Below are 26,220 nucleotides of genomic sequence, written 5' to 3' on the forward strand. Positions count from 1 at the left end.
GCGAATCCAGAGCATTGACCAGTTTCCATTCCAGAATGTCATTCGCACAGAGGTGCTATTGCCGGGCGATTGGCCTGCATGGTGATTGCCTGATGAGCTTGCCGGGGGGCAATTCGAGCAGACATGCCCGCTGCCTTCGAGGCTAATTTTATGGATTGCGTGATCAGTGATTAAGCGGTTATTAGGTGTGGTGCCTGTGGTCTTTGGCGTCTTGCTGCTGACCTTCCTGCTGGTGCACCTGGTGCCGGGTGACCCGGTGGAAGTCATGCTGGGCGAGTCTGCACCCATGGCGGACCGTGCCAAGCTGCGTGCCGAGCTTGGCCTTGACCAGCCCCTGGTTGCCCAGTTTGGGCATTATCTGCAAAATCTGGCGCAAGGCGATTTTGGCCGTTCCATCCATACCCGTAAACCGATTGCCGAGTCCCTGAAGGAGCGTATTCCCGCCACGGCTGCGCTGGCGCTGCTGTCCTTGCTGATTGCTGTGATAATTGGCTTGCCACTAGGTATCGCAGCGGCATTACGAGCAGGCAAATGGCCTGACAACTTCGCTACCATACTCAGTCTTTCTTTATCCGCGATGCCACATTTCTGGCTGGGGCCGTTATTGATGCTGTTATTTGGCTTGTGGCTGGGCGTGCTTCCAGTGAGCGGTATGAGCGACAACCTTTCCATTTTGCTCCCAGCCATGACACTGGGCTTTGGCCTGGCAGCCATTCTCACCCGCATGACGCGAACCAGCCTGCTGGAAGTATTGCATGAGGACTTTGTCCGTACTGCGCGTGCCAAGGGCATGAATGAACAACAGGTTATCCTCCGTCATGCCTTGCGTGCAGCCTTGCTGCCGATAGTCACTGTGCTGGGCTTGCAATTGGGCGGCTTGCTTGCTGGCGCGGTAATCACGGAAACCGTGTTTGGATGGGAAGGGGTAGGCAGGTTACTGGTCGAGTCCATAGAAAAGCGGGATTATCCCGTCACCCAGGCTTGTGTGCTGGTGATTGCATTGACCTATGTGATGGTCAACCTGCTGACCGATTTGCTGTATGCCAGGCTGGACCCACGTATCAGGTTTGCCGGATGAAGCGCTGGCCTTATTTTATATTGATCTTCTGGCTGGCGGCTGTGATGCTGTCCTATGCCATGGACCTGCAGCCTGACCATATCAACCTGGAAAATGTGCTGGCCCTGCCGCGTGCTGACGCATGGTTGGGAAATGATGACCTGGGGCGCAACATAGTAGCGAGATTGTTGGCGGGTGCCGGGGTTTCCATGTTTGTGGCACTGCTGGTGACTTCTGTCAGCCTGACCGTTGGAACCTTAATCGGGTTGGTTGCCGGTTATTTTGGTGGCTGGATAGACCGTGTGCTGATGCAGGTGACCGACGTTTTTCTCGCCTTTCCTGGCATCCTGCTTGCGATTGCGTTTGCCGCTGTCCTGGGGCCGGGACTGGATAACCTCTTGCTGGCATTGTGCATGACTTCATGGGTAGGATATGCGCGCCTGACGCGTGCGCAGGCATTGAGTTTGCGCCATCGCCAGCATGTGCTGGCAGCAGAGTCTCTTGGCGCTCCGGTGGGACGTATCATGCGCAAGCACATTCTGCCCTTGCTGGCTGCGCCTCTGGTGGTAGAAGCGACTTATAGCATTGCCGGACTGGTGATTGCGGAGGCCAGCCTGTCGTTTCTTGGTTTGGGTATCCAGGCACCGCATGCATCCTGGGGGTCCATGCTGAAGGATGGCGTGCGTTACCTGCTGGTGGCACCGCATTATGTGCTGGCAGTGGGATTCAGCCTGATGTCCCTGGTATTGGCGATCAATGTATTGGGTGATCAGCTGCGCGATGCCTGGGATATCGCACGTGCAGAATAGTCATTGCAAAGGGAGATCGTCATGAGCATCCAGGGCCAGGCGCCGCGCAGCTATAAGTATTATGACTTTGTCATGGTGGCTTTCGTGACTGTGCTGGTGTGTTCCAACCTTATCGGTCCGGCCAAGATTTCGCAGATTGATTTGCCCCTGATCGGGACCTTGACGTTTGGGGCCGGGGTGCTGTTTTTCCCGATTTCCTATGTGTTCGGCGATGTGCTCACCGAGGTGTATGGTTACGCGCGTTCGCGCCGCGTGATCTGGACCGGGTTTGCGGCGCTGGCTTTTGCTTCCTTGATGGCTTGGGTGATTGTCGCCTTGCCACCGGCACCGTTCTGGGAGAACCAGCGGGTGTATGAGATTGCTTTCGGTTCGGCCTGGCGTATCTCCTTGGCTGGATTGATTGCATTTGCCTGCGGCGAGTTTGTCAATTCGGTGGTGCTTGCCAAGATGAAAGTCTGGACCAGCGGGCGCTGGCTATGGACGCGCACCATAGGCTCCACCATTTTCGGCGAAGGTATTGATTCGCTGATATTTTATCCGTTGGCTTTTTATGGCAGCGGGATCATTCCGGATGACAAGCTATTGCTGGTCATGGGTGCACAGTTTCTCGCCAAGGTGGGCGTTGAGGTAGTATTGACGCCGGTGACTTACAAGGTCGTGGCCCTGCTCAAGAAAGCCGAGAACGAAGACTACTACGACCGCGATACCAACTTCACCCCGTTTTCCCTGAAAACCCATTAGGGTTTACCAATAACACGAAAGGATTTTGCCTATGTCCCTGGGACCCGTCATGCTCGATGTGGTTGGCACTGAGCTTTCTGAGGATGATATCCGCCGCATCCAGCATCCGCTGGTGGGCGGGGTGATCCTGTTTGCGCGCAACTTCCAATCCCCGGCACAGCTGAAAGCGTTAACTGATAGTATTCATGCCGTGCGGCAGCCGCCCTTGCTGATTGCGGTTGATCACGAAGGGGGCAGGGTGCAGCGTTTCCGCGACGGCTTTACCAAAATCCCGCCCATGCGCGAATTCGGCAAGATATGGGACCAGCATCCCCGCAAGGCCAGGCAACTGGCAGAAGAAGCCGGTTGGATCATTGCTGCTGAATTGCGCGCGCATGGCGTGGATTTCAGCTTCACGCCGGTACTGGACATGGATTACGGCGAAAGCCAGGTAATAGGCGACCGCGCTTTCCATGGCAATGTGCAGGCAATCAATGAACTGGCATTTTCATTGCTGCAGGGCCTCAAGCGCGGCGGCATGGCGGCGGTAGGCAAGCATTTTCCCGGTCACGGCTATGTGGTGGCAGACTCCCATGTGGCCATCCCGGTGGATGATCGCGAGTTCGACCAGATTGCCCAGTCCGACATGCAGACGTTCAGACAGCTCATTGATGACGGCATACAGGCTATCATGCCGGCACACGTGATTTATCCCAAGGTGGATGACAAGCCAGCTGGTTTCTCCGAGCGCTGGCTGCAGAAAGTCCTGCGCCAGCGCCTGGAGTTCAACGGCGTGATTTTCAGCGATGACCTATCGATGGAAGGAGCAGGGGTAGCGGGCGATGTCACCCAGCGTGCGCTGGCGGCCCTCAATGCTGGCTGCGACATGGTGCTGTTGTGTAACCAGCCGGAAAAGGCGGATGAGTTGCTTGCCAACCTGAAGTGGGACATCTCAGCACAGAGCCTAGCACGCTTGGCGCGCATGCATGGCCGCCGTCATCCGGCAGACATGGTGGCCTTGCATGAGGACCCTGACTTCATGCAGGCCGTACACCAAGTTGGTGAAGTGGGTAAGGCGGATGGTGACTTGCCTTTTGTCTAAATTATTTATTTGCTTCAATTAGGTCAGCATGGTTGAAACTTTGTTGCCAATTGGCTAGTCTTAGGGTTGATTCGAGTTTTTTCATAGGGGATGTAACACATGCAAACGAACTATCAAGTCGCAAATACACAAACGTTGCCTGCCGGCGCGCACAAGGTATTGCGTAATACCTACATGATGTTGGGACTCACCATGATCCCAACGGTCATTGGCGCACTGGTCGGCATGTCCATGAATTTTGCCTGGATGGCATCCAGCCCCATCCTGTCCACTGTCATCATGCTGGCAGTGATGTTCGGGCTGTTCTTCGCAATTTCTGCCAACCGCAACAACGCCTTCGGCGTCGTGCTGTTGCTGGGCCTGACTTTCTTTATGGGCGTGATGCTGGGCCCTATCCTGCAAGTGGCGCTTAACCTGCGCAACGGCGGCCAATTGGTTGGCCTGGCTGCGGGCGGTACCGGCCTGATTTTCATGACGCTGGCCACTATTGGCGCTACCACCAAGAAGGATTTCAGCTTCATGGGCAATTTCCTGCTCGTGGGCCTGATTCTGCTGATTGTGGCATCCATTGCCAATATGTTCTTCCAGGTGCCTGCTGCATCGCTGGCAATCTCTGCAGTGGCCGTGTTGCTGTTCTCCGGTTTTATCCTGTTTGATGTGAACCGCATCGTGCGCGGCGGCGAGACCAATTACGTGATGGCTACCCTGGCGCTTTACATCAATATCTACAACCTGTTTGTCAACTTGCTGCAATTGCTGATGGCATTAATGGGTGAACGTGATTAAACACTAAATGGTGTTGCAAAACCCGTCCTTGTGACGGGTTTTTTGTTGCAGCGCATGATTTCAACTTCACTTATTGAGCTAAATCCTTCAGGTGCCCATGACTGACGTCGCTTCCAACTGGCCTTCCCTTGGCGCTGCAATCAAGCAGCGCACACCCAGCGTGCCTGTGACCAAGCTGCTGATTGCTGCCAACCTGCTGGTGTTCGTCTTGATGCTGTTCAATGGGGCTGGTTTCTGGCATTCGCCCAATGATGTACAACTTGCCTGGGGAGCGAACTTTGGACCGGCGACCCAGAATGGCGAGTGGTGGCGGCTGGCAACAGCCTTGTTCCTGCATTTTGGCGCAATACACCTGACCTTGAACATGGTGGCGTTCTGGGATGGCGGTCAACTGGTTGAACGCATGTACGGGCATGCCAGGTACCTGGCAATTTACCTCATCAGCGGCCTGACCGGGAACCTGCTGTCGCTGGTCTGGCAGGGCAATCATGCCGTGTCCGGCGGTGCCTCGGGAGCTATATTCGGTATTTACGGCGCCTTGATTGTTTTCCTCTGGCAGGAGCGTGAACAACTGGATAATCACGAATTCCGCTGGCTGTTTGGCGGTGCCTGCGTATTTGCGGTGGCCACCATTGTATTGGGCTTCATGATCCCGGCCATAGACAATGCAGCCCACATAGGCGGCTTTGTCGCCGGCATCCTGTCCGGCATGCTGCTGATGCGGGGCTTACGGGTAGGTGAGCAGGTATCACGGATTGGCAGGATGCTAGGCGGCCTCCTGTTGGTGACTGCGGTTGCGGTAATGGTTGCCCGCATTCCTGCACCTACCTATCGTTGGGGGGACGAGTTGATACTGCGCAAGGAAATTGATGACTTTATCCGCGAAGACCAGGCCATCAACCGCTCCTGGCTCAATATCATGCATGAAAGCAAGCAAGGCAATGTGACTTATTATGAGCTGGGGCAGCAGGTTGAAAACGCCATTACTGATCGTTATGAGGAGCGTTACGAACAGTTGTCACAACTGCCTTACGATCCGGCATTACCTTCTGCAGCCAAGCTGGAAAACATCCTGCAATATACCAAGCAGCGGCGTGATGCCTCCAAGGTGCTGGCTGACCAGTTAAAGCAGGGAAAGCCGCTGCCAGATAGAGCCAAGCCGTCTAGCGTGCCTTGAGTTTGTCCATGCCCGTGACCAGCAATGAAAGCAGCCACAGCAAGGCCTTGAAGGTGTTCATTACCGGAATCAGGCTCCAGAACACGCTGCCCAGGATCTGCCTGCACAGCATGGATTTGAAACAGGCCGTTTTATAGATGGTGGAAAGCAGGCATAGCCCGAGCGATACGAAGTAAATCACAATGTATTCAGCAGGAATCATGCTTATCTCCCTAGGTTAATGAGCCAGCCACATTGACCAGTGTCTGGATTATTGTTGTTTTTCCTGTTTGGCTTGTTTGAGCAATTGGCGGCGCTCTGAGAAAAATTGCGTCAGGGTGGCGCCACATTCTTCTTCCATCAAGCCGCTTTCCACCGCGGTGTGGTGATTGAGCTTATCTTCCGCCATCAAATTGATGACGCTGCCACAGGCGCCGGTTTTATAGTCGCGCGCACCAAACACCAGCCGCTCTATGCGCGCATGCTGAATGGCGCCTGCGCACATGGCACAAGGTTCCAGCGTGACATAGAGGGTACAGCCCACCAGGCGGTAGTTGCCTATTGCCTGTGCAGCATCGCGCAAGGCGCGGATTTCTGCATGGGCGCTGGGGTCATGATGGGCAATCGGCGCATTGCTGCCACGACCTATGATGATGCCATCCTTGACCACTACAGCGCCTACCGGCACTTCTCCGGCACGCGCTGCTTCTGCTGCAAGCACTAGCGCGGCTTGCATGAAGGCCTGGTCTGTCATTTGTGGCGAATCAATGGTAGAGGCAATTGAAGCTGGCATTACAGTTTGAGTTTTTGAATGGATATCCGCAATTCTGCCATGGTTTTGCCATCAGCATCAGCCCCGTAGCGTAAAGACTGATAAAGATAGGCAATCCTGGCAAAGGCAGCAGCATGTTGCGGAAACTGCTGGCTGGCACGACGTTGGACATCCTGGGCTCCTTCATGCGGCATGGCCTTGATGCCATGCCGCGCCAACTTGCGCAGGTAACGGCGATATATTGTTTGTATGGGATCCAGTGTTTGTTTACCGCGGCGGAACAGGAACAAGCATAGCAGCAAGATGAAAGCGGCGAGGCTACCCATCAGCCACAGGACTAAATCCTGCCAATTCACCCGGGTGCCGGATAGCCTGGATAGCAGTTCCAGCTGGCGCTGTTGGTTATAGCCCAGCACCCACTGGTTCCATCCGTTATTGACTGCATCCCAGTTCAGGTAGAGTTTGCGTAGCCAGGGATAATCCGGCCTGGCCATGATGGGTAACAACGTGCTATCTGGCAAGGCAGAGCTGATGCCGCTTTCTACCCGGCTTGGAGAAACCGCGGCGGTGGGGTCTACCCTGACCCAGCCGCGCTCGGGCAGCCATACCTCGGCCCAGGCGTGCGCATCGGACTGGCGCACGATGAGGTATTGCCCGACCGGGTTGACTTCGCCTCCTTGATAGCCGGTTACTATGCGTGCAGGCACGCCTGCAGCACGCATGAGGTAGGCGAAACTGCTGGCATAGTGCTCACAGAAACCGCGTTTGGTGTTGAAGATAAAGTCATCGATAGAATCATTGCCCAGGCGCGGGGGAGCGAGGGTATAGATAAAAGCCTGCTGCCTGAACAGCTGTAGCGCGGCATTGACGATCTGTTCGGGATCTTTCAGTTGGTCCTGCCATTGCCTGGCTAGCTCGCGGCTACGCGGGTTGCCAGTGGAAGGGATGGACAGGGCCAGTTGCCTGGCCCGGTCATCCAGATCCAGGCCGAGCGTGTAATTGGGATGGGAGCTGCCTGCATAGCGCATGCGGGTGCGTACAGGGTTGCGCGCCAGTATTTGCCATTCACGGCTGGGATAAGCACCGGCCGGCAAGGCTTGAGGAATATCCAGCATGAGGAGCCACTGCCGATTGTGTGGTTCCAGCGTGACGGTATAGTCAACTGCGTTGCCTGTGACGAGCAGGTTTTCAGGGGCAAAGCGCGTGCGGTTGTTGTCCATGTGCCAGCCGCGGCCATCAAAATGCCATAACACCGGGCCGCGCCAATAGAGCTGTTGGGTGGCTGGGATATCGCCTTTGAACTGTACCCGGAATGCAATGGCGGCAGACAGGCTGAGGTCGCTGATATTGCCCGGTTCCATATTGTCCGAGAGGCCGCTCATGCTGCTGTAGGCATCCTGTGGCACTCCCCACAGCGGGCCTGGAATGCGCGGGAACAGGATGAACAGGATGAGCATGATGGGAATGCCCTGCAGCAAAAGGTTTCCGGCGATACGACTGCGCAACCGCTGGGACATGCTGCCGTGCGGATAACTGATGCCTACCAGGGTGGCAGTAATGCCGGCAACGGGCAATAGCAGGAAAGCGCCTGCCAGCAATGATTGATTGAAGAGAAACGCGGTAATGGTGAGGAAATAGCCGGCAAAGCCAAGGATGACGTAATCCCGGCGGGTAGTCGATTCCATTAGTTTGAGTGCCAGCATCAGGGCGAGCAGGGCCACGCTGGCATCACGGCCAAACAGGCTGCGATAAGTGATTAGAATCCCCATGATGCCAAATAGCGTGATGGGCACCAGTATCCACAGCCTGGGCATGGCCCGGCTGTTTTTCTCCAACAGGTAACGCCAGCCCATGAAGAGGAAAATCAACGCGCTCACCCAAGCCGGGAAATGGCTGATATGCAAAGCCATGGCCAGGCCCATGGATATCAAGAGCCAGTGCAAATCTGTCATGCCCGGTTTGATAGCGAGGCTCAATTTGGCTCCATCAAGGCAAGCGCCTGTAGGCATTGGTGGTAGTGGGCTTCACTATTGTCCGGGGGAAATACCTGTCCGGGCAGGCGCAAACCATAACGCTGATGCTGGGCATGGGCGGTCATGATCCATCGCGTCAGTTGGCTCAGGCGGTGTTCAAGGTCTGTCCCAGGGGTAGTGCGTAAATCCAGCCATAACAGTTGTTGAGACTCTGCCTGGAATTGCTTGGTGAACATGCCCTGCTCGCGGGATGATGCTTTCCAGTCTATGCGCCTGGGTGAGTCACCCTGTTGATAAATGCGTAGTCCGGCAAAGTCTTCATCGCCACTGCGTTGGTCTGTTTTACCGCCATTGCCTGGATTGCTGTCGAGGGGAATGGGCAAGTCGGTATCAGTTGGTTTGGGATAAACCAGGCAACGGCTGGAAGTTGCAAGCGGGCTCCAGACCTGGAACAGGCCGAGAGGAAAGCCGGTGTGCAGTTTAATTGCACCAGGAACCAGCCAGCCGCGCTTTTTTGCAGGCAGCTTGAGTGCAAGTGTCAGTGTGCCATTGGCCGGAATGTCCCCATACAGGGTTTCTGAGTCTTGCAGTCTGGCGGCAATGGCATGTCGTTCACGCTGGTGGGTATCCGTGATGCTCAATGGGAATATGGCATCATGTCCGGCAAAGGTGGCGGGAGGATTGTATATTTCAATCTGCAGCCATGCCAGGTTGCGCCAGGTGTGCAGCATGGCAACCAGCCCCATGCCTGCAAGCAGGAAGGTCAGGACAAATCCCAGGCTTAGTGTGTAATTGATGGAACCGGTGAGCATGGCAAGCAACACGATGGCAAACCCCCAGCCAGCCCGGCTGGGCAGGATGTAAAGCTGGCGCCTGGTCAGCAGCAATGGGATATGGAAAGGGCGCCCCAGCCTTAGCTTCCCTTTCCAGCCGGCTTGGTTTGCAGCGATGGAATCAGGGAATGGCGACTGCATTCAGCAAATGGCTGGCAGCATCTTCTATGCTGCTACCTGATATGGTTTGAAGGCGGTGGCCAGCGACTCCTGGCAATACCGCCTGTATATCCTCGGGGATGGCAAAGTCGCGACCCTGCATCAGTGCCCAAGCCTGGGCGCATTGCCTGAGGGCGAGCCCGGCCCGGGGAGATAGCCCGGCTACGAAGTGGCTGGATTGGCGGCTGTAGGTAAGCAATGCCTGCAGGTAATCAAGCAGTGCATCGGAAATGTGGATGTCACCGACTGCTTGCTGCAATGCCAGCAGGCCTTGGCTGTCTATACAGGCTTCCGGGACATGAATGCCATGGCGGCCGCCGTTGTTCTGTAACAATGCGCGCTCCGCACGGGCGTCCGGATAACCCAGGTTGATACACATGAGGAAACGATCCAGTTGTGATTCCGGCAGCGGGAATGTGCCGATGTGATGGCCGGGATTCTGCGTAGCGATCACAAAAAATGGCAAGGGCAGGGCACGGGTATTGCCTTCCAGGGTTACCTGGCCTTCTTCCATTACTTCCAGCAAGGCGCTTTGTGTCTTGGGTGTGGCCCGGTTGACCTCATCTGCCAGTAGGACATTGGTGAACACCGGGCCGGCATGGAACTTGAAACAGGCTTCATTGCGGTCATATACCGACACACCGAGAATGTCACCAGGCAATAGGTCGCTGGTGAACTGTACCCGGTTGAATTCCAGGCCCAGTACCTGGGCCAGCGTATATGAGAGTGTGGTCTTGCCCATGCCTGGCAGGTCTTCTATCAGCAGGTGGCCTCGTGCCAGTATGCAGGCCAGCGCCAGCCTGATCTGAGGTTCTTTGCCCAGAATGATGCGACTGGTGTTGCTGATAATCTGGTCTATGGTGCTGTGCATATCGGCTTCTTAATCCAGACGCTGTTTCTGGCCCCAGCGTACAAGCATGAAGGTGAGGCCCAGCAGCAGGCTGGCGCCTACCCATAGCAAGACTTCCTTGGGGTCAGGGACGATTTCCTGCACCGGCATGATAATGAGTTTGCGCAAGACCATGACCATGGCAACCTCAATAAAGGTTTCCACTTCCAGCGAGGCACCCATGAGGTAGCGGATTTCAGCAGAGATCAATGCTGAAATCGACCATAGGAGCATCAGGGTGCCCAAGGCGTTGAGGAAGCCATGAACCAAGTTGTTAGCGGTGAAGGCAGTGCGGACGTCAAGAAAAAACAGCCAGGTGAACATCATGACTGACACTGCAAGTGCAAGGCCGATAGTGATGTGGGCAAAGCCATTGAGCCAGAGCATTGAGCGTATGGTGTAACGGTTGATGACATTAAATTCACGGGGAAAGTGGTTTTGTGCCATAAGTGAGACATTCCTTGTGTCTTTTGCTGCATTGTTGTTATGGGTTGGGCCTGGTTCTTTTGCTGAGGGCACAGCGTTGTCATTGCTGGTGACAGTGTACCTAAAATTTATGTCATACCAGCAGTTCCTCTAGCGACAGTTTTTCCAGTTTCTTTAGTATCCACTGTTGGGCTTTCCCACCGTTGCTGCGCCAGGCTATATAGCCTACGACATTCGTCTTGGGCTCGGCGACCTGGCGTATCAAAAGCTTACCATCGGCAGCATATTGTTCAGCAACCTTTTTTGGCAGGTATCCAACGCCCAGTCCCTTGATTTGCGCCAATGCCTTGCTCTGAATGTCGGGCACCGAGAGTACATCCTGACCATCCAGTATCCCCGATGTTCTTGGCGGCAGGCTGCGAGAGCTGTCGGCTGCGGAAATGGAGCGATACTGTTGAATGTCAGAATTTTTCAATGGCTCTGGCACCTTGGCAAGGGGATGATGCGGGGCGACTGCAAACACGAAATCCAATGTGCCTAACAGTCTGGTGGTATAGCCGCCTCCAGGAGGTCCATCGCCGGGTGCTCCTATGGAGATATCCGCACGATTGCTGATCAGGGCATCCCAGCTGCCACCGTAAACCTCGCGTAGCAGGCGCACGCGGGTGCCAAATTGCTGCGCATAAAACTCTTCAAGCATCGTGTAGATAGGATCCATGCTCAGGATATCGCTGACAGCAATGCTGATATCGGTTTCCACCCCGGTGGCAACCCTGCGCACACGGCATTCCAGCTCGCCAGCGGCCTTGAGCAGATGCCTGCCTTCACGTAAAAGCTCGTTGCCGGCTTCCGTCAGCCTGGCTTTGTGCCCGCTGCGGTCAAACAGTTTGATGTCCAGGTCATCTTCCAGGGTGCGTATGGTATATGTAATGGCAGAAGGCACGCGATGCAGGCTTTCTGCGGCTGCCGAAAAGCTGCCGTCTCGGTCAATGGCATCCAGGACTTCCAGCGCCTCGATGGAGAGTTTGATGCTCATGACTCGTTATCCCTTTCACGCACCCAGAACAAGGCGGCGCCGGCAACAGCGGCAGGCATCATGACGATATTGAGCACGGGAATCATGAGCGCCAGGTAGACCGTGCCGCCAAAGCCAAGGCTTTGCCAGCGTTTTGTCCGCAGCCATGCCAGCATGTCATTCCAGCCGAGCTTATGGTTGTCGGCAGGGTAATCCAGATACTGCACGCACATCATCCATATGCCGAACAATATCCACAATGGCGCTGCCGCCAGATTTACTACCGGGATCAGCGAAAGTATGAACAGCCCGGCCGCACGTGGCAGAAAATAGGCCAGTTTGCGCAATTCCCGGCCTAGGGTTCGGGGCACCATGGCGATCAGCTCCGCCCAGCTAAAGGGAGGGAAGGTATCCTGCCCGCGTACCATGATTTCCACTTTTTCTGCCAGCAGGCCGTTGAATGGGGCAGCGATGATATTGGCCAGCATTGTGAAGGTGAAAAGTATCATGATCAATACCAACAAGACGAATAGCGGCCACAGAATGTAACTCAGAAAGCCCAGCCAGCTCGGCAACGCGGGCATGAAGGCATGTACCCACTGGCTGAACTGCTGCACGGCAAGGCTGATCATGCCAATGAACAACAGCAGGTTGGCCGTGAGCGGCAACAATAAAAAGCGGCGCATCCCTGGCTGGAATAACAGTTTCAGGCCTTCGGCCAAGTATTGCGGGCCGGAGAGCATAGGTGGCGTCAGATTGGACATGGTTTGTCGCACTCTATAAGAGCCAACATATTCGATATGGCATTGATGGTAATCATGGTATGCGTCATGTTCATATTTTTTGAACAATATATACAAAATTATTTGCTATTAATACTGCTGCTTATTATCTACCATGGTTTTAATTATTCAAGAATATTGAAATGTTCAATCTGAAAGGAGATTGTGATGCTGACATTGAGGAAATCGCAAGAGCGTGGCCATGCCAATCATGGCTGGCTGGATAGTTATCATTCATTTTCATTCTCTGGCTACTATGACCCCGATCATATGGGTTATTCCGTGCTGCGTGTCATCAATGAGGACATTATTGCGCCGGATATGGGGTTTGGCATGCACCCGCACCGTGATATGGAAATCATCACTTATATGCTGAAAGGTCAATTGCAGCATCGGGATAGTCTTGGTAACGGTTCAGTGATCAAGGCCGGGGACGTCCAGCGCATGACAGCCGGCACCGGGATTGTACATAGCGAATTCAATGCATCCAGCACTGAGGCGGCACACCTTTTGCAGATATGGTTGCTGCCTGAGCGCGATGGAATCACGCCAGGATATGAGGAAAAGCAGTTTGCAGCAGCCGAGAAGCTGAATCGTTGGTGTCTGATTGCTTCAAGGGACGGCCGTGATGGATCGTTGCTGGTGCATCAGGATATTGCTTTATATGCAACAGTGCTGACTCAGGGCCAGCAGATCGCATACAACATAGCAGAAGGACGCGGTCTTTATATTCAGGTGGTTCGCGGCAATGTGGTGTTGAATGGCGAAGCACTGGAAGCGGGCGATGCCGTCAAGATTAACAGCCTTCAGCAAATTGATATCCAGGCAGGAGAAGAGGCAGAGCTGCTCTTGTTCGATCTGCCAATCATTCATTCATCACATTAAGGAAAGTATCATGACCAAGGTAGCAGTTGTTTATCATGGTGGCTATGGACATACTGAAGCACAGGCCAAGGCCGTTGCGCGGGGTGCCGAAAAAGTGCCGGGTACGGAAGTGGTGTTGCTGAACTCCGATGATGCCCAGAAAGACTGGGATGTGCTCAATACTGCCGATGCGATCATTTTCGGCAGCCCGACCTACATGGGTTCGGCTTCAGCGCAGTTCAAGGCATTTATGGATGCGAGTTCATCCATCTGGTACAACCGCGGCTGGAAGGATAAAGTGGCGGCAGGCTTTACTACTTCTGCCAGCCAGAGCGGGGATAAACTGAATACCATCGTTCAGTTGACCATATTTGCCGCCCAGCACGGCATGATCTGGGTAGGAAATGACCTGTTGCCGGGGAACAATAGCAGCACAGGTTCAGTCAATGACTTGAACCGTCTTGGCGGCTTTCTTGGTGCTTTGGCGCAGGCCAACAGCGATCAGGGTGCCGATGTTGCGCCAATCAATAGTGACCTGCTTACCGCAGAGCACCTGGGTGAGCGGGTTGCGACGATTACCAGGAAGGTGAAGGCTTAACGGGAATCCCAACCTGGCGATGTCGCTGTTGCCAGGTTGACCGCTGTTCATCAGAACAATTTTAGTTTCAGAGAGGATATGCAATGAATAAATCAATTGCCAAACTTACAACGATTGCCAGCCTGTTTGCAGTAAGCAGCATGGCTTTTGCAGCCGCGGAAAGCTATGACATCGACAATAAGCACAGTTTTGCCAACTTTGCGATTCGGCATGTGGTAGCCAAGACTTCCGGCACGTTCAGCGATATCACCGGCAAGCTGGTGATCGACAAGGACAACTTGGCCAATTCCAGTGTTGATGCCAAGATCAACGTGCTAAGCGTTAACACTAGCAATGAGAAGCGCGATGAGCATATCAAGAAGGAAGAGTATCTGAATGCCGGGAAATTTGGCGAGATTCACTTTGTCAGCACCAAAATCGCAGCTACCACCGCCAGCCAGGGCAATGTTACCGGCAAGCTCACCATTAATGGCGTGACCAAGGAAGTAACTTTCCCTTTTGCAGTGCTTGGTTTCGGCAAGGACCCATGGGGCGGATTGCGTACAGGGATTGAAGCCAAAACCATCATCAGGGCCTCTGATTTTGGATATGCCTGGGCAGCAAAGGCCGGTGCGCCAGTCGGCGATGATATTGAAGTCACGCTGCTGATTGAGGGCGTAAAGAAGTAACCAGCCTTCCATAGTTTTCTAAAGGACGCTTCACCGGCCCTAAGGGCAAGGTGGAGCGTTTAATATTTTCTCAAATGAGGAGCGTCAAATGTCAGTGGATTTGTTCAGTCCTGCCAAGCTGGGAAGCATAGAGCTGCAAAATCGTATCGTCATGGCACCATTAACGCGCAATCGCGCCGGGCAGGGCAATGTCCCCCAGCCCATCAATGCAGAATATTATGGCCAGCGTGCATCCGCCGGCCTGATCATTACCGAGGCAACACCTATTTCTGCCACAGCACATGGTTACCCTGCAACTCCTGGCATCCATGACAAGGCGCAGGTGGAAGGCTGGAAGCAGGTAACTGCCGCCGTGCATGCTAAAGGTGGCAAGATTGCGCTGCAGCTATGGCATGTCGGGCGTATTTCCCATCCATCCTTGCAACCAGGCAATGCTTTGCCGGTTGCCCCATCTGCCATCAAGCCGGCAGGCCAGGCATTCACTTATGAGGGCTTGCAGGATTTTGTCACGCCACGAGCGCTGGCGATAGAAGAGCTGCCTGGTATCGTGACTGATTATGTCAATGCCACCAAGAATGCCCTGGAAGCCGGTTTTGATGGCGTGGAAATCCATGCTGCAAACGGCTACCTGATTGACCAGTTCCTGCGGGACGGCACCAATAAGCGTACTGACCAGTACGGCGGCAGCAAGGAAAACCGTACACGCCTGCTGCTGGAAGTGACCAAGGCTGTTGTTGCCGTTGCCGGGGCGGACCGTGTGGGCGTACGTATTTCGCCGCTCAACCCGTTCAACGATATCAGTGATTCCGATCCCCAGGCCCTGTTCAATTACGTGGCTGACGCATTGAATCCATTCAAGCTGGCTTATTTGCATGTGGTGGAAGGCGGCATGGGGGATGGCACTGCAACACCGGACTTTGATTTCAATCAATTGCGCCAGCATTTTACCGGTGGCTATATTGCCAACCTTGCCTATGACAAGGCTAAAGGCAATGCCGCCATTGCATCCGGTCATGCCGATGCCATTGCCTATGGGGCACTTTACATTGCCAATCCTGATCTTGTGGAGCGCTTCAGGCAGGATGCACCATTAAACAACCCAGACCAGTCAACTTTTTATGGTGGCAGCGAAAAAGGCTACACCGACTATCCCACCCTACAAGGATAACAATATGAAGAAACCCGCCATTACCCGAGTGCCTGTTGAAAATACCATTGCAGCTCGCTGGAGCGGCCGTGCCTATGACACCAACAAGAGCGTGAGCGAAGAGCAGACCATCGCCTTGCTTGAAGCTGCCCGCTGGGCGCCATCCTGTTATGGCGACCAGCCATGGCGTTTCATTGTGTGGGACAAGAACAAGGATGTTGCATCGTGGCAGAAAGCGTTTGAGACATTGGTTGAATTCAACCAGGGCTGGGTCAAGGATTCGCCGCTGTTGTTCCTGATCGCTGCGGATACCCAGTTCCATCACAACGGTAAACCTAATCGCTGGGCCGCCTATGATACTGGCGCTGCTGCCGAAAACTTGTGTTTACAGGCAACGGCACTTGGCCTGATGGCGCACCAGATGGCTGGTTTTGATGCAGACAAGGTACGCCAGGCATTTGCCATCCCTGAGCAGATCGAGATCATTGCCATGATTTCTGTCGGTTATGCCGCTGATGTGTCCACCTTGAGTGGCGAAGTGCTGGAGCGTGAAACCGCACCCCGTGCCCGCCGCGAACTTGGCGAGTTGTTCTTTAGCGGTGCTTGGGGTAAACCTGTGGTCTGATATAATGAAAAATTCCATTCATTCACTGGGATTTGATCATGCCGGTCTTGCAACTCAACAAAGCTAATTTCAAGGACACCATCGTCAACAATGATTTTGTCATCGTTGATTTCTGGGCACCATGGTGTCAACCCTGTGTTGCATTTACTCCGATATTCGAAGCCGCTGCCGAAAAAAATCCTGATATTGTGTTTGGTATGGTGAACACGGAAGAGGACCCAGAAATCGGTGAATATTTTGAAGTGAGCAAGATTCCCGGTGTCCTTGTGATTCGCGAACAAGCCGGCATCCATGCACAGGTGGGCGAGATTGGCGCACCGGCGCTGGAAAAGATTATTGAGTGGGCGCGCGCCTATGATATGTCCCAGGTGCATGAATATTATGCCCAACAGGATGCCCAGGCAGCCAAGTAAACCAGAAGTAGATTTCAATAAAAAGGATGACTTGGTCATCCTTTTTTATTGCTGAGAGTCGTGGCTTCAGCGGGTCAAGCCTATGCCGGTGCGTAATTAGAAACTGCCTGTGGTCAGCAGCCGATACAGGAAAAACCCGCCTATCCCCATCATGATGTAAAGCGGGATATCGCCGCGCCTGGTCAATTCTCCACGCCTGGGGGCTGTGAACCAGCGATTGGCAAGGTACATCAGCAGGATAATCACCGGGATGGCGATCATGCCGGCAGGGGAAGACAGGAGTTTTGAGAATGCCTGTTTGAGCCAGCCATCGTCACGGAACAGTTCTACCGCTATCCCTATGATGCCAAGCATCATCAACCCAAAGCGGCTAATGGCAAGCAGGGTGGCTGACAGGGAGTCTGGCTTGTCGTAAGGCTTGGTTTTAGGCTTACTCACTGTTTAACTCCTCAGTCGGTAGCGGGGCTGGATCAGCCGGGACTGCCGGGCAAATATTTAGCAGGGTCTACCGACTTGCCCTGGCGGCGAATCTCAAAATGCAGTTTAACCTTGTCTGCATCGGTATTGCCCATTTCCGCGATTTTCTGTCCGCGGCTTACTTGCTGGCCTTCCTTGACCAGGATATTGCTGTTATGGGCATATACGGAGAGATAAGTGTTGTTGTGCTTGATGATGACCAGTTTGCCGTAACCGCGCAGGTCTGAGCCGCTGTAGATCACTTTGCCGGGAGCGGCGGCATTGATCGCTTGTCCCTGGGTGCCAGAGATATCCAGTCCTTTGGCGCTGGCGCTGTCGTTAAAATTGCCTATGACTTTGCCATTGGTAGGCCATGCCCATTGTATGCCGTCTTCTGTGTTGCTGGCAGCAGGACTGGCCGTCAGTGGCGCATCAGGCTGGCTGCCTGTGGCAACAGGCGTGACAGGAACAGTAGGAGCTGCAACCTGTGGTTTTGGTGAAGCGACTGGTGCGTTCATTGCTGCCAGGCTGTATGGCTCACGTACGGCCTTGGGTTCAACAACCAGCAGCGGCTGGCCGGGAGCTGGACTTTGCCCGGTGTCTGGCTGCCCGGGCTGTGCCACTGGCGGTGTGCTGCCATCCAGGTTGAGCGGGGTAATGATCACATCGCCATCGGCGATACTGGCGGGCTGGCCTGGGATAGGCGTTGCTGCAGCCGTAGTAGTGTCTGTAGCACGTGCCGGCAGTGTAAGCTGCTGACCGATGTGAATGGTAAATGCAGGGCCTGCGATATTATTGGCCTGGGCGATTTCCTTGTAATCGTAGCCGTATTCAAGGCCGATGCTATAGAGCGTATCGCCTTTTTTTACCGTATGGGTATTGGGGCGCCAGTCCGCGCCGGGAGATGCAGGCTTGACCTGGCTGCTCGCAGGTTTTTTTGCTGCCGGGGCACGGTCTATCACCGGAGCGTGATCGGTGGTACTACAGCCGATCAGCAACAGGCTGATCAACCATGATTTTTTAACTTGCTTGATAACGTGCATTAATTAGTTCCACCCAACAGCGGTACAAACTTGACCGCTTCCAGCTTGGTTTTTCTATATTCAGACCCCATTGCCGTTTTGACATGCTCAATGAGGTACAACGTCTGTTCATCGGTGCCTACCGGAATCACCATGCGGCCGCCAACAGCAAGCTGGGCCAACAGCTCTTCCGGGATATGGCGCGCAGCAGCTGTGACAATAATGCCGTCAAAAGGTGCAATTTCCGGTAAGCCCATGGTGCCGTCAGCATGCTTGAGCTTGATGTTGGCCAAGCGTAGTTCACGCAAATGGCTGCGTGCCTTCATCAGCAACGGGCGTATGCGCTCAACTGAATAGACTTCCTTGGCCACTTTGGAGAGGACGGCGGTTTGATAGCCGCAGCCGGTGCCGATTTCTAGCACTTTCTCCAGTGGGTGGCCATTGCGCAGGATTTCGGTCATTCGCGCCACGATATAGGGCTGGGAGATGGTCTGGCCAAAGCCTATGGGCAGCGAAACATCTTCATAAGCCCGGGATGAAAGTGCTTCATCTACAAATATATGGCGTGCGATCGAGCCCAGTGCCGCAAGTGTCACTTCATCCTTGATACCCTGTTCGCTCAAGCGCGACAGCATGCGTTCGCGCGTACGCTGTGAGGTCATGCCTATGCCGCGTAATACCGTGCTCATTTATTGCGCAAGCCAGTTCTTGACCTGTTCGCGCTGTGCATACTGCGTGAGGTCTATCTGTAATGGGGTAATCGAGATGCGATTGTTGTTGACAGCATTGAAGTCAGTGCCTTCGCCGGAGTCCTGTGCACTGCCTGCCGGTCCTATCCAGTAGACAGTCTGGCCGCGGGGAGTGGTGGACTTGATGACGGGTTCAGCCTTGTGGCGCTTTCCAAGGCGGGTGACTTCCGTACCCTGCAATGCCTCATAGGGAACATCAGGTACATTGATGTTGAGCAATACGGGCGGCGGAAAACGGTCTTTTTCATAGCGTTGCACAATACTTACCATGAACTTGGCCGCAGTTTCGAAATACTTGACACCATGACGCGACATGGAGACGGCAAACGATGGGATGCCAAGCAGGAAACCCTCCGTGGCAGCCGCTACCGTGCCGGAGTAAATAGTGTCATCGCCCATGTTGGCGCCATCATTGATGCCGGAAATGATCATGTCCGGCAGCTGATCCAGCAAACCGGTGACAGCCAAGTGCACACAGTCGGTGGGAGTGCCATTGACATAATAAAAGCCATTGCTGGCTTTGTGGACCGATAATGGCCTATCTAGCGTGAGGGAATTGCTGGCACCGCTGCGGTCGCGCTCAGGCGCAACAACAACGATATCCGCGATTTTTGCCAGATGCTCGGCCAGGATATTCAGGCCAGGGGCAAAATAGCCATCGTCATTGGAAAGTAAGATACGCATTTTTTTATTATAACCGAGTCACAACGCGCTTTTCATGCCTGTGTTGCAACAATGGTGTAAAAAATATTTATCAAGAGCCTAGAGTGTGTTCAAAGTTTTTGATCCAGCTTCAATGCGGTTTGTGCCAGACGTTTCCCCAGGGCGATACAGAGTTTTTTCTCTTCCTCGGTAATAGGCCGGTCATCCATGGCGCCTGCTACATGGCTCGCTCCATACGGTGTGCCACCTGAGCTGGTACTTGCCAGTGCAGGTTCTGAGTAGGGCAGCCCGACTAGCAGCATGCCATGGTGCAACAATGGCATCATCATGGTCAGCAAGGTACTTTCCTGCCCGCCATGCATGGAGCCTGTGGAGGTGAATACTGAGGCAGGTTTGCCTATGAGTGCTCCCTTGAGCCAAAGGCTGGTGGTGCCATCAAGGAAATACTTCATGGGCGCTGCCATATTGCCGAAGCGCGTCGGGCTGCCCAAGGCCAGCCCGGCACACTCTTCCAGGTCGGACAGTTCCACATAGGGCGCACCACTTTCAGGCACTTGCGGCTCGGTCGCTTCGTGGTTGGCGGATATCCTAGGTACCGTGCGAATACGTGCATTGGCACTTGGTACGGATTCAACACCGCGAGCAATCAGCTTTGCCATTTCGCGGACAGAGCCACCTTGCGAGTAGTAGACAACCAGAATATCCGTCATTTTTTTCTTTTATCCTTGAGCCGTTGTTTGAGTTTGTCGATTTCAAACAGGTTGATGGCGCTGATCAGGTCACTGAACTTGGCGTAGCCATAATTGCGTGAGTCGAATGCCGGAAAATTCTTCACGATATGCTTTTTCGTTTCACCAATATGCGCATAGCCATCATCGTCTGAAAGTGCCTCGATCGCTGAACGTATAAGCGTGACCAGTTTGGTATCCATCGCAAGTTCCCTGTCGTTCTTGCGGGTGCCTGGCGTGAGTGGGACAGTGGAAGGGGACGCGGTTTTGACCGCCGTGGATTTTTGCTTTGCAACCGACTTGGTCTTGCTTTGCGCTAGCTCCGGTGGTTCAAGGTCGCTACCGGGTTTTTCCTGCGCCAGGATTTCCACGTAGACAAATTTATTGCAGGCGGCAATCAGCGATTCAGGGGTTTTTTCCTCACCGAACCCATAAACCTGCTTGCCGGATTCACGCAGGCGGGTGGCAAGCCTTGTAAAGTCGCTATCGCTGGAGACAATGCAGAAACCATCCAGCGGCGCAGTATAAAGCAAATCCATCGCGTCAATAATCAAGGCGCTATCGGTCGAGTTCTTGCCCTTGGTGTTGGCGTATTGCTGAATGGGCTGGATTGCGTGCTTGGGCAGCACTTCTTTCCATTTATTCATCTTGGTTTCTGTCCAGTCCCCGTAGATGCGGCGCACACTGACATCGCCAAATTTGGAAATTTCTTCAAACAGTGCGTTGATGACCTCGATGATCCTGAAGGTATTGTCCGCGTCGATCAATACCGCCAAGCGCGGGTTGTTGAGTTCGGGGTGGGCCATGCTGGGCTCCTTCTCGGTAAATTATTTGAATCTGAATGTATATAACACATCTACCGCGCTTTCAGAGCCGGCCTGAGAAACGATAGACCAGCGCTGTGTGAGGGTATAAGTGAGTTTTGCTACATTGAGCAGGCCGGTCAGGCTTTTCTCATAGCTCAGATAAAGCTTGGAGGAAAGCCGCTTACCGAAGTTGACGCTGGAGCTTTGTACATCACTGCCGCCTATGCTGAAGCTGTCGAGGCCGGCGGCGCGCGCCATTCTGGTCTGCAAGGGGACAGATTGCCCTTGGGAGAGCAGGGCGCCCGCAGCCAGGGACAACATGGCAAACTCGTTCTTGCCCGCCTGGTCCATGCCATGGCCGAGCACCAGCCAGGAGAGTTTGTCGCTATCCGGGACAGTGGGGATTGATACCAGTTTGACAGTGGGGATCTGTACATTGCCGGTGATTTCAACCCCAGCCTGCACAGTCTGGTTCTGGCGCATGGCGATGATGTTGAGGCCAGGGTTGTCTACCGGGCCGCTGAAGTTGATGATGCCCTTGGTAATGTTGAGTAATTGCCCATAGGCCATGTAAGTGCCGCCGACCACGATGGAGCCTTCTGCACGCAAGTTGTTGGGTACGTTGCCAGAAAGCGTGAGTATGCCGGTGAGGTAGCCATCCAGGCCGCGTCCGCGAAGGAGAAATTGCTTGCTGGGGTCCACGATGCCGATGACTTCATCTCCCAGGTTGATCTTGAGGCGGGAGATGTTGAATTGCAAGGGAGAGTCTTGTTCTTCGCGTTCACGTCCAATCACCACCACATCATCCCCCAGTTGCGGTGCCCCTTCTCCGGCCAGTTCTATCAGGCCACGCACCACGCGTAAATCCCCGGAAATATCCAGTACATTGTCCTGCATAGTGGTGTTGGCTGTGCCCCTGAGCACAAGCAGGCGGTCAGTACGCTGGGCTGCGGTAAAGTTGTCCAGCACCCAGGCAATATTGACATTGGGTTTGCCCTGATTGAGTTTGATTTCTCCACTGGCACTGAGGCTGCCTTCGCCACCGGTAAAGCGTAGTTCGCTCAGTTGCAGTTTGTCTCCACTCAGGCTGGCATTAAGGCGGCCTTGGGCCAGGTTAACGCCTTCAGCGGGTAGGCTGAGGGTGAGGTTGTTGCCACGGATGTAGCCATTGAGGTCCGGATTGCCCACGCTGCCTGTGGCCTGGATTGCAATGTCCAATTGTCCGTTGGCCTGGACGTCTGGCAGGGGCAGCCATGACAGTGTAGACAGTTGAGCCTTGATATCAGCTTGCAGGGGTGCGGTGGCGGCCAGTTCAAACCCCTGGTCTGTCTTGTTCAGGTTGGTACTGGCGTTGACACTAAGCGTGCCCAGCTGGCTGCCAGCGAGGTCAGCCTGCAGGCGCAGCTGGTTTTGCTGCATGGTCAATCCCAGTTTTACTGTTTGCAAGCCCAGCGGCTTGTCTGGCTGGCCATCAGAGACCACTGCCAGGTCACCTGATTCTCGCCAGAGGGAGATTTCACCATTGATGGCATCCTCGGCACGGATATCCCAGTGACCGGAAAATACAGGATTACCCTTGAGGTTGGCGGGCAGGGAGAACATGGCAGGGGGAATGTCATCGAGGGCCAGTTGTTCAATGCGGCCACGAGTACTCAGTCCTTGTGCGTCACTGTGCAAGATGTCCAGCGTGATGCGGCCTTGCTTGAATTGCAGGCCAAGATTTTCAACCAGCAGCCCGTTGTCAGTGCTGTAAGCAATAGGCGCAGGAGCTTGAAGACTGACGGGGGCGTCTGCCTTGTAATCCAGCTGGTTCAATTGCCCAGACCAGTTGCCGTTGGCATCAAAGCCACCAGTCAGCAGACTTTGCAATTCAAGCCCTGTACCGTTGGCCTGAATGGATAATTGGTGTTGCTGCCGGTTGCCACTCAACCGCAAGACGCCATCTATGAAACTGCCTTGTTGCAAACGTAACCCCTGGGCAGTAATGACAGCCTGCATGGTGCCAGCATCCTCAGCTTGCAGAACGCCGTTACCTTCCAGCTTGCGCGCACTGATGTTGCCGGGCAAGCGCAGGTTTTCCGCCAGCAACTGGAATTGGGTGGAAAGCGCATCAAGACTGCCATTGATGGTACCGTTTGCCGTGGCATTGCCAGCAAATGCCGGGCCTAATATGCCAAGGTTTGCAAGGTTGGCTTGCCAGTTGAGTTTGCTGTCAGGCTTTCCAAGGCTTCCATCGGCGGAAATTGTGTTGCCATCCAGGTCAGCCTTGAGCTTGAGCTCGCTCAGCAAATTCCCCAGCACATGAATGCTTGCATTGGCGGTCAATGATTGTCCGCGCCAGCTGCTGTCGTGCGTATTGAACTGGAGTTGGAGGTCAGGCTCAGGCATGAGTTTTCCATCCAGGGCCAGGTCAAATCCCAGATTGGCCTTGATGGACTGGCCCAGTTGTTCCGGGTTGAGGTCTCTCAAGGCCACACGCAGCTTGAGGGGAAAGTCGCCCTCCAACCCCAGCTCGCCATGAATATCCAGACGGCCCGCAGCCTTCAGACCGCTATCGAGCGCTACCATGGCAGGCAAGCCTTGCTCCATGGCAAACAGGTTGGTCATGTCAAACCTGAGTGTCTGCAAATCGCCGGACAGTAGCGTAGTGAGGTCATAAGGCATGCTGCCCTGCGCCTGTTTGACATGGATATGGCCTGCCAAAGGGTAGGGTTTGCTATTGACCATGGATAACATGGCGTGGATATTGCCCCAAGGGGTTTCTGCACGGGACAGTTCCAGGTTGATGTTTTTCGAGTCGGCTTCCAGGTTCAGCGTGACGTGATTCAATACATGCCGTGTATTACCCGAGACAATGATGATCTCGTCAATGGAGGCCTGCTCGACCCGGATCGGAAAAGGCAGGCTGATTTTATCCGGCAGGCCTGCACCAGCAAGGTTTTTTTCTGTGTCTGTGGCAGGAAGGGGAGAGACGTCCTGGGGTGTCGTATCGGACTTCATCGTAATCACCAGTCGCTGTGCGTGCAGGCGTTCTACCAGCACACGCCCATCCAGCGTGGGCAGCATGCGTACCCTGGAGTCGAATTGCTCCAGATTCAACTGCATGCTGCCTGTGTCGTAGCTCAGGTCCTGCAGGCTGGAATCCACCTGGACATCGGCCCATGCCGGCATGACCAGCCAAAACAGCACGATAAGGATGAGCCGCCGCAACATCAGAATGTGACTCCCAGGTTGAAATGCAAACGGTATTCTCCAGTTTCCTGGCCATGTGCGATATCCACGCCTATAGGTCCTGCCGGACTCTTGAAACGGGCACCCAGCCCATAACCATAAACAGGCTTGAGGTCTCTGGTCGTGTTGGCGGCATTGCCAAAATCGACAAATGCCGCAGCGCCCCATTGCTCGGTCAGCCATTGTATGACCTCTACGCTGCCTGTCACCATATATCGCCCGCCAATGACGGCATCCCCATCGGCAACCCCCAGGCTCTGATAGGCATAACCACGTACGGATTGGTCGCCACCGGCACGGAACAGATAGGTGGCAGGCGCATTATTGGCGCCACTGACGATACCGCCTTCCAGACGGGTAATCAGTTGCGTGCTGCGAGTAATCGGGTAGTAAGCCTGAATCTTGGCATAGCTTTGCAGGAACTTGCCGTTGGCCATGACATCGAGTGGCGCACTGGTGAATTGAGTGTTAAAGAGATAACCACGGGTGGGATTGAGCTCACTATCAATTCGGCGCAAGGTCAGTCCGTAGGAAACCGTGGCGGCATAATTGTTCTGGGATTCGCTGCCATCCACCGCCACATGTTCCAACAGGTAGGCTGCGCCTATGGTCTGCTCAAAAGTGCGAGGTCCCCATGAGCGTTTGACGCCAGTGCCCAGAGTGGAAGTTGTCTGGCCTTCAACATCGATACGGTTGAGGTCTGCATTGAGGCTGTCGCGATAACCGTTTTTGTCGGTCGGCAGGCGGATCAATGAGTTCAGGGACTGGGCTTTTTGTTCCAGCTTGAATGAGTTGGTAAAGCGCCAGCCCCGGTTGAAGAGGTTGAGGTCCTGATAAGTGAGCTGTGTGCGTGCCCCGGTGTTGGTGCTGGCACCGACACCGATGCCAACCTGTACAGATTGATTCTCGGTGACGTTGACCACGATGGGCGCGGCTTCAGGATCAGCATCATCGGTGCGGGAGGTGACCTCTACATTGCTGAAGTAGCCAGTGGCTTGCAGCTCAGACTGGAAAAAAAGCAGGCTGGACTGGCTATAGGGCGTACCCGGCTTGATCGGGTTGATGTTGTCCACTACGCTGCGCGGATAGCGCTGCAGGCCATTGACCTCGACATGGCCAAAGCGAAAAGGCGGCCCGCTATTTATCTCCACTTGCAGGATGACGCTGTTGGCTTGTGCATCAATCACCGCCTTGCTGTTGGTAATCCTGGCATTGGGGTAACGCTGCAGCATCAATCCCGTGAGCAGGTTGCGCTTGGCATTGGCCCAGCGATCCTGGCTGAAACGCATGCCGAGCTTGAGCGGCCAATTATCCTTGAGTTGCGCAGGGTCGGGGTTTTCACCCACAGGCTGCTGGGTTACCGGGCCACTGAATTTGATGTCGATGCCTTGTATGGTGGCCGCTGCTCCCGGGTCTACCGTGAACTTGGCCGTATGGCGGATATCTTGGTTGCCAGCCTGTCCATCGGCAGGTTGGTTGTCCGTATTGCTATTGATGGTTTGCTGGATGTTGGGAGAGAAATAGCCTTCGGTAGCCAGCAGGTCTTCGATATTGCGCGGGGTGGATTGCAGCAAGCGATGCCATTCAGCATTATTCATGCGCGGGCTGTTGAGCCAGCGCATGATTTCAAGATGCTGCTCCAGCAGGTCATCGACCGAGGAAGGGGCTTCTATCTCAACGTTATAGCGGGTTTCTGCGGCGCTGGCATGCAGGGCAGGCATCAGCATGGCTGAGAGGCACAAGCCTCTCAGTATGCCCAAGAAAAAATGCA

The 26,220-nt window shown here is 54.4% G+C and carries 28 protein-coding genes; 12 read left to right on the top strand and 16 right to left on the bottom strand.

The features are described 5' to 3' along the window. Positions 1-166: 166 nt before the first annotated feature. The 6 genes from nikB (at position 167) to LG200_RS03525 (ending at position 5,651) form a co-directional block, all read left to right on the top strand. Positions 167-1,078 carry a nickel ABC transporter permease gene (nikB, locus tag LG200_RS03500; RefSeq protein ID WP_226756208.1) on the top strand — a complete coding sequence of 304 codons (912 nt, stop codon included), beginning with the start codon at positions 167-169 and terminating at the stop codon, positions 1,076-1,078. Then, a complete protein-coding gene (locus LG200_RS03505; protein ID WP_226756209.1) occupies positions 1,075-1,866 on the top strand; it encodes an ABC transporter permease in 792 nt (263 codons plus the stop codon). The genes nikB and LG200_RS03505 overlap by 4 nt, the downstream gene beginning before the upstream one ends. Before the next feature lie 21 nt (positions 1,867-1,887). Beyond that, a complete protein-coding gene (locus LG200_RS03510; protein WP_226756210.1) occupies positions 1,888-2,607 on the top strand; it encodes a queuosine precursor transporter in 720 nt (239 codons plus the stop codon). 31 nt (positions 2,608-2,638) lie between these two features. Further along, on the top strand, positions 2,639-3,688 hold the full coding sequence (gene nagZ, locus LG200_RS03515; protein ID WP_226756211.1) for a beta-N-acetylhexosaminidase: 1,050 nt from the start codon (positions 2,639-2,641) through the stop codon (positions 3,686-3,688). Positions 3,689-3,787: 99 nt separating this feature from the next. Then, a complete protein-coding gene (locus tag LG200_RS03520; protein WP_226756212.1) occupies positions 3,788-4,474 on the top strand; it encodes a Bax inhibitor-1/YccA family protein in 687 nt (228 codons plus the stop codon). 97 nt (positions 4,475-4,571) lie between these two features. Then, positions 4,572-5,651: a rhomboid family intramembrane serine protease gene (locus tag LG200_RS03525; protein WP_226756213.1), complete on the top strand. Its 1,080-nt coding sequence runs from the start codon at positions 4,572-4,574 to the stop codon at positions 5,649-5,651. Here LG200_RS03525 and LG200_RS03530 read toward each other — a convergent pair. The 8 genes from LG200_RS03530 to cysZ form a co-directional block, all read right to left on the bottom strand. After that, complete coding sequence (locus LG200_RS03530; RefSeq protein ID WP_226756214.1) at positions 5,638-5,853, bottom strand: hypothetical protein; 216 nt, start codon at positions 5,851-5,853, stop codon at positions 5,638-5,640. The genes LG200_RS03525 and LG200_RS03530 overlap by 14 nt on opposite strands. 48 nt (positions 5,854-5,901) lie before the next feature. Further along, positions 5,902-6,384 carry a tRNA adenosine(34) deaminase TadA gene (gene tadA, locus LG200_RS03535; RefSeq protein WP_404809795.1) on the bottom strand — a complete coding sequence of 161 codons (483 nt, stop codon included), beginning with the start codon at positions 6,382-6,384 and terminating at the stop codon, positions 5,902-5,904. Positions 6,385-6,422: 38 nt separating this feature from the next. Next, positions 6,423-8,378 carry a transglutaminase TgpA family protein gene (locus LG200_RS03540; protein ID WP_226756216.1) on the bottom strand — a complete coding sequence of 652 codons (1,956 nt, stop codon included), beginning with the start codon at positions 8,376-8,378 and terminating at the stop codon, positions 6,423-6,425. Then, entirely contained in the window at positions 8,375-9,349 is a 975-nt protein-coding gene (locus LG200_RS03545) for a DUF58 domain-containing protein (protein ID WP_226756217.1), read from the bottom strand. The genes LG200_RS03540 and LG200_RS03545 overlap by 4 nt, the downstream gene beginning before the upstream one ends. Continuing rightward, a complete protein-coding gene (locus LG200_RS03550) occupies positions 9,330-10,238 on the bottom strand; it encodes an AAA family ATPase (protein WP_226756218.1) in 909 nt (302 codons plus the stop codon). The genes LG200_RS03545 and LG200_RS03550 overlap by 20 nt, the downstream gene beginning before the upstream one ends. 9 nt (positions 10,239-10,247) lie before the next feature. Continuing rightward, positions 10,248-10,703 (bottom strand): phosphate-starvation-inducible PsiE family protein, encoded by a 456-nt coding sequence (locus LG200_RS03555; protein WP_226756219.1) that lies wholly within the window; start codon positions 10,701-10,703, stop codon positions 10,248-10,250. Positions 10,704-10,815: 112 nt separating this feature from the next. After that, on the bottom strand, positions 10,816-11,718 hold the full coding sequence (locus LG200_RS03560) for a LysR family transcriptional regulator (protein WP_226756220.1): 903 nt from the start codon (positions 11,716-11,718) through the stop codon (positions 10,816-10,818). Then, entirely contained in the window at positions 11,715-12,461 is a 747-nt protein-coding gene (cysZ, locus tag LG200_RS03565; RefSeq protein ID WP_226756221.1) for a sulfate transporter CysZ, read from the bottom strand. The genes LG200_RS03560 and cysZ overlap by 4 nt, the downstream gene beginning before the upstream one ends. A 186-nt stretch (positions 12,462-12,647) precedes the next feature. Here cysZ and LG200_RS03570 point away from each other — a divergent pair, with 186 nt between their 5' ends. From LG200_RS03570 to LG200_RS03595, 6 genes are all read left to right on the top strand, one after another. After that, positions 12,648-13,364, top strand: a complete 717-nt coding sequence (locus LG200_RS03570) for a pirin family protein (protein WP_226756222.1) — start codon at positions 12,648-12,650, stop codon at positions 13,362-13,364. A gap of 10 nt (positions 13,365-13,374) precedes the next feature. Next, positions 13,375-13,941: a flavodoxin family protein gene (locus LG200_RS03575; RefSeq protein WP_226756223.1), complete on the top strand. Its 567-nt coding sequence runs from the start codon at positions 13,375-13,377 to the stop codon at positions 13,939-13,941. An 83-nt stretch (positions 13,942-14,024) separates the two neighbouring features. Then, on the top strand, positions 14,025-14,609 hold the full coding sequence (locus tag LG200_RS03580; RefSeq protein ID WP_226756224.1) for a YceI family protein: 585 nt from the start codon (positions 14,025-14,027) through the stop codon (positions 14,607-14,609). Between the two features lie 88 nt (positions 14,610-14,697). Then, a complete protein-coding gene (locus LG200_RS03585; RefSeq protein ID WP_226756225.1) occupies positions 14,698-15,777 on the top strand; it encodes an alkene reductase in 1,080 nt (359 codons plus the stop codon). 4 nt (positions 15,778-15,781) lie between these two features. Then, a complete protein-coding gene (locus tag LG200_RS03590) occupies positions 15,782-16,381 on the top strand; it encodes a nitroreductase family protein (protein ID WP_226756226.1) in 600 nt (199 codons plus the stop codon). 38 nt (positions 16,382-16,419) lie between these two features. Next, positions 16,420-16,794, top strand: a complete 375-nt coding sequence (locus LG200_RS03595; protein WP_226756227.1) for a thioredoxin family protein — start codon at positions 16,420-16,422, stop codon at positions 16,792-16,794. Positions 16,795-16,890: 96 nt separating this feature from the next. Here the strand turns inward: LG200_RS03595 and LG200_RS03600 are convergent, their stop codons facing one another. From LG200_RS03600 to LG200_RS03635, 8 genes are all read right to left on the bottom strand, one after another. Further along, on the bottom strand, positions 16,891-17,232 hold the full coding sequence (locus tag LG200_RS03600) for a hypothetical protein (RefSeq protein WP_226756228.1): 342 nt from the start codon (positions 17,230-17,232) through the stop codon (positions 16,891-16,893). A 32-nt stretch (positions 17,233-17,264) separates the two neighbouring features. Further along, entirely contained in the window at positions 17,265-18,293 is a 1,029-nt protein-coding gene (locus tag LG200_RS03605) for a peptidoglycan DD-metalloendopeptidase family protein (RefSeq protein ID WP_226756229.1), read from the bottom strand. After that, positions 18,293-18,961 (bottom strand): protein-L-isoaspartate(D-aspartate) O-methyltransferase, encoded by a 669-nt coding sequence (locus LG200_RS03610; RefSeq protein WP_226756230.1) that lies wholly within the window; start codon positions 18,959-18,961, stop codon positions 18,293-18,295. The genes LG200_RS03605 and LG200_RS03610 overlap by 1 nt, the downstream gene beginning before the upstream one ends. Then, entirely contained in the window at positions 18,962-19,705 is a 744-nt protein-coding gene (surE, locus tag LG200_RS03615; protein ID WP_226756231.1) for a 5'/3'-nucleotidase SurE, read from the bottom strand. It lies immediately after the preceding gene. Positions 19,706-19,794: 89 nt separating this feature from the next. Next, positions 19,795-20,394, bottom strand: a complete 600-nt coding sequence (gene wrbA, locus LG200_RS03620; protein WP_226756232.1) for an NAD(P)H:quinone oxidoreductase — start codon at positions 20,392-20,394, stop codon at positions 19,795-19,797. Then, a complete protein-coding gene (locus tag LG200_RS03625) occupies positions 20,391-21,218 on the bottom strand; it encodes an NYN domain-containing protein (protein WP_226756233.1) in 828 nt (275 codons plus the stop codon). The genes wrbA and LG200_RS03625 overlap by 4 nt, the downstream gene beginning before the upstream one ends. Positions 21,219-21,239: 21 nt before the next feature. Continuing rightward, positions 21,240-24,431, bottom strand: a complete 3,192-nt coding sequence (locus tag LG200_RS03630; protein WP_226756234.1) for a translocation/assembly module TamB domain-containing protein — start codon at positions 24,429-24,431, stop codon at positions 21,240-21,242. Then, positions 24,431-26,209, bottom strand: coding sequence for an autotransporter assembly complex protein TamA (locus LG200_RS03635; protein WP_226756235.1), 1,779 nt, complete (start codon positions 26,207-26,209; stop codon positions 24,431-24,433). The genes LG200_RS03630 and LG200_RS03635 overlap by 1 nt, the downstream gene beginning before the upstream one ends. Positions 26,210-26,220: the final 11 nt, after the last annotated feature.

This window comes from Methylobacillus caricis, from assembly GCF_020532705.1.
In the GTDB taxonomy this organism is placed as follows: Bacteria; Pseudomonadota; Gammaproteobacteria; order Burkholderiales; family Methylophilaceae; genus Methylobacillus; species Methylobacillus caricis.

Bases quoted from the DNA above. Each gene is read 5' to 3' on its own strand.
- LG200_RS03520 (WP_226756212.1), top strand. From the start codon at position 3,788: ATGCAAACGAACTATCAAGTCGCAAATACACAAACGTTGCCTGCCGGC.
- LG200_RS03575 (WP_226756223.1), top strand. From the start codon at position 13,375: ATGACCAAGGTAGCAGTTGTTTATCATGGTGGCTATGGACATACTGAA.
- surE (WP_226756231.1), bottom strand. From the start codon at position 19,705: ATGCGTATCTTACTTTCCAATGACGATGGCTATTTTGCCCCTGGCCTG.
- wrbA (WP_226756232.1), bottom strand. From the start codon at position 20,394: ATGACGGATATTCTGGTTGTCTACTACTCGCAAGGTGGCTCTGTCCGC.
- LG200_RS03630 (WP_226756234.1), bottom strand. From the start codon at position 24,431: ATGTTGCGGCGGCTCATCCTTATCGTGCTGTTTTGGCTGGTCATGCCG.
- LG200_RS03570 (WP_226756222.1), top strand. From the start codon at position 12,648: ATGCTGACATTGAGGAAATCGCAAGAGCGTGGCCATGCCAATCATGGC.
- LG200_RS03610 (WP_226756230.1), bottom strand. From the start codon at position 18,961: ATGAGCACGGTATTACGCGGCATAGGCATGACCTCACAGCGTACGCGC.
- LG200_RS03530 (WP_226756214.1), bottom strand. From the start codon at position 5,853: ATGATTCCTGCTGAATACATTGTGATTTACTTCGTATCGCTCGGGCTA.
- LG200_RS03510 (WP_226756210.1), top strand. From the start codon at position 1,888: ATGAGCATCCAGGGCCAGGCGCCGCGCAGCTATAAGTATTATGACTTT.
- LG200_RS03545 (WP_226756217.1), bottom strand. From the start codon at position 9,349: ATGCAGTCGCCATTCCCTGATTCCATCGCTGCAAACCAAGCCGGCTGG.
- LG200_RS03550 (WP_226756218.1), bottom strand. From the start codon at position 10,238: ATGCACAGCACCATAGACCAGATTATCAGCAACACCAGTCGCATCATT.
- tadA (WP_404809795.1), bottom strand. From the start codon at position 6,384: ATGACAGACCAGGCCTTCATGCAAGCCGCGCTAGTGCTTGCAGCAGAA.
- LG200_RS03580 (WP_226756224.1), top strand. From the start codon at position 14,025: ATGAATAAATCAATTGCCAAACTTACAACGATTGCCAGCCTGTTTGCA.
- LG200_RS03560 (WP_226756220.1), bottom strand. From the start codon at position 11,718: ATGAGCATCAAACTCTCCATCGAGGCGCTGGAAGTCCTGGATGCCATT.
- LG200_RS03555 (WP_226756219.1), bottom strand. From the start codon at position 10,703: ATGGCACAAAACCACTTTCCCCGTGAATTTAATGTCATCAACCGTTAC.
- LG200_RS03590 (WP_226756226.1), top strand. From the start codon at position 15,782: ATGAAGAAACCCGCCATTACCCGAGTGCCTGTTGAAAATACCATTGCA.
- LG200_RS03505 (WP_226756209.1), top strand. From the start codon at position 1,075: ATGAAGCGCTGGCCTTATTTTATATTGATCTTCTGGCTGGCGGCTGTG.
- LG200_RS03525 (WP_226756213.1), top strand. From the start codon at position 4,572: ATGACTGACGTCGCTTCCAACTGGCCTTCCCTTGGCGCTGCAATCAAG.
- LG200_RS03625 (WP_226756233.1), bottom strand. From the start codon at position 21,218: ATGGCCCACCCCGAACTCAACAACCCGCGCTTGGCGGTATTGATCGAC.
- LG200_RS03605 (WP_226756229.1), bottom strand. From the start codon at position 18,293: ATGCACGTTATCAAGCAAGTTAAAAAATCATGGTTGATCAGCCTGTTG.
- cysZ (WP_226756221.1), bottom strand. From the start codon at position 12,461: ATGTCCAATCTGACGCCACCTATGCTCTCCGGCCCGCAATACTTGGCC.
- LG200_RS03595 (WP_226756227.1), top strand. From the start codon at position 16,420: ATGCCGGTCTTGCAACTCAACAAAGCTAATTTCAAGGACACCATCGTC.
- nagZ (WP_226756211.1), top strand. From the start codon at position 2,639: ATGTCCCTGGGACCCGTCATGCTCGATGTGGTTGGCACTGAGCTTTCT.
- LG200_RS03585 (WP_226756225.1), top strand. From the start codon at position 14,698: ATGTCAGTGGATTTGTTCAGTCCTGCCAAGCTGGGAAGCATAGAGCTG.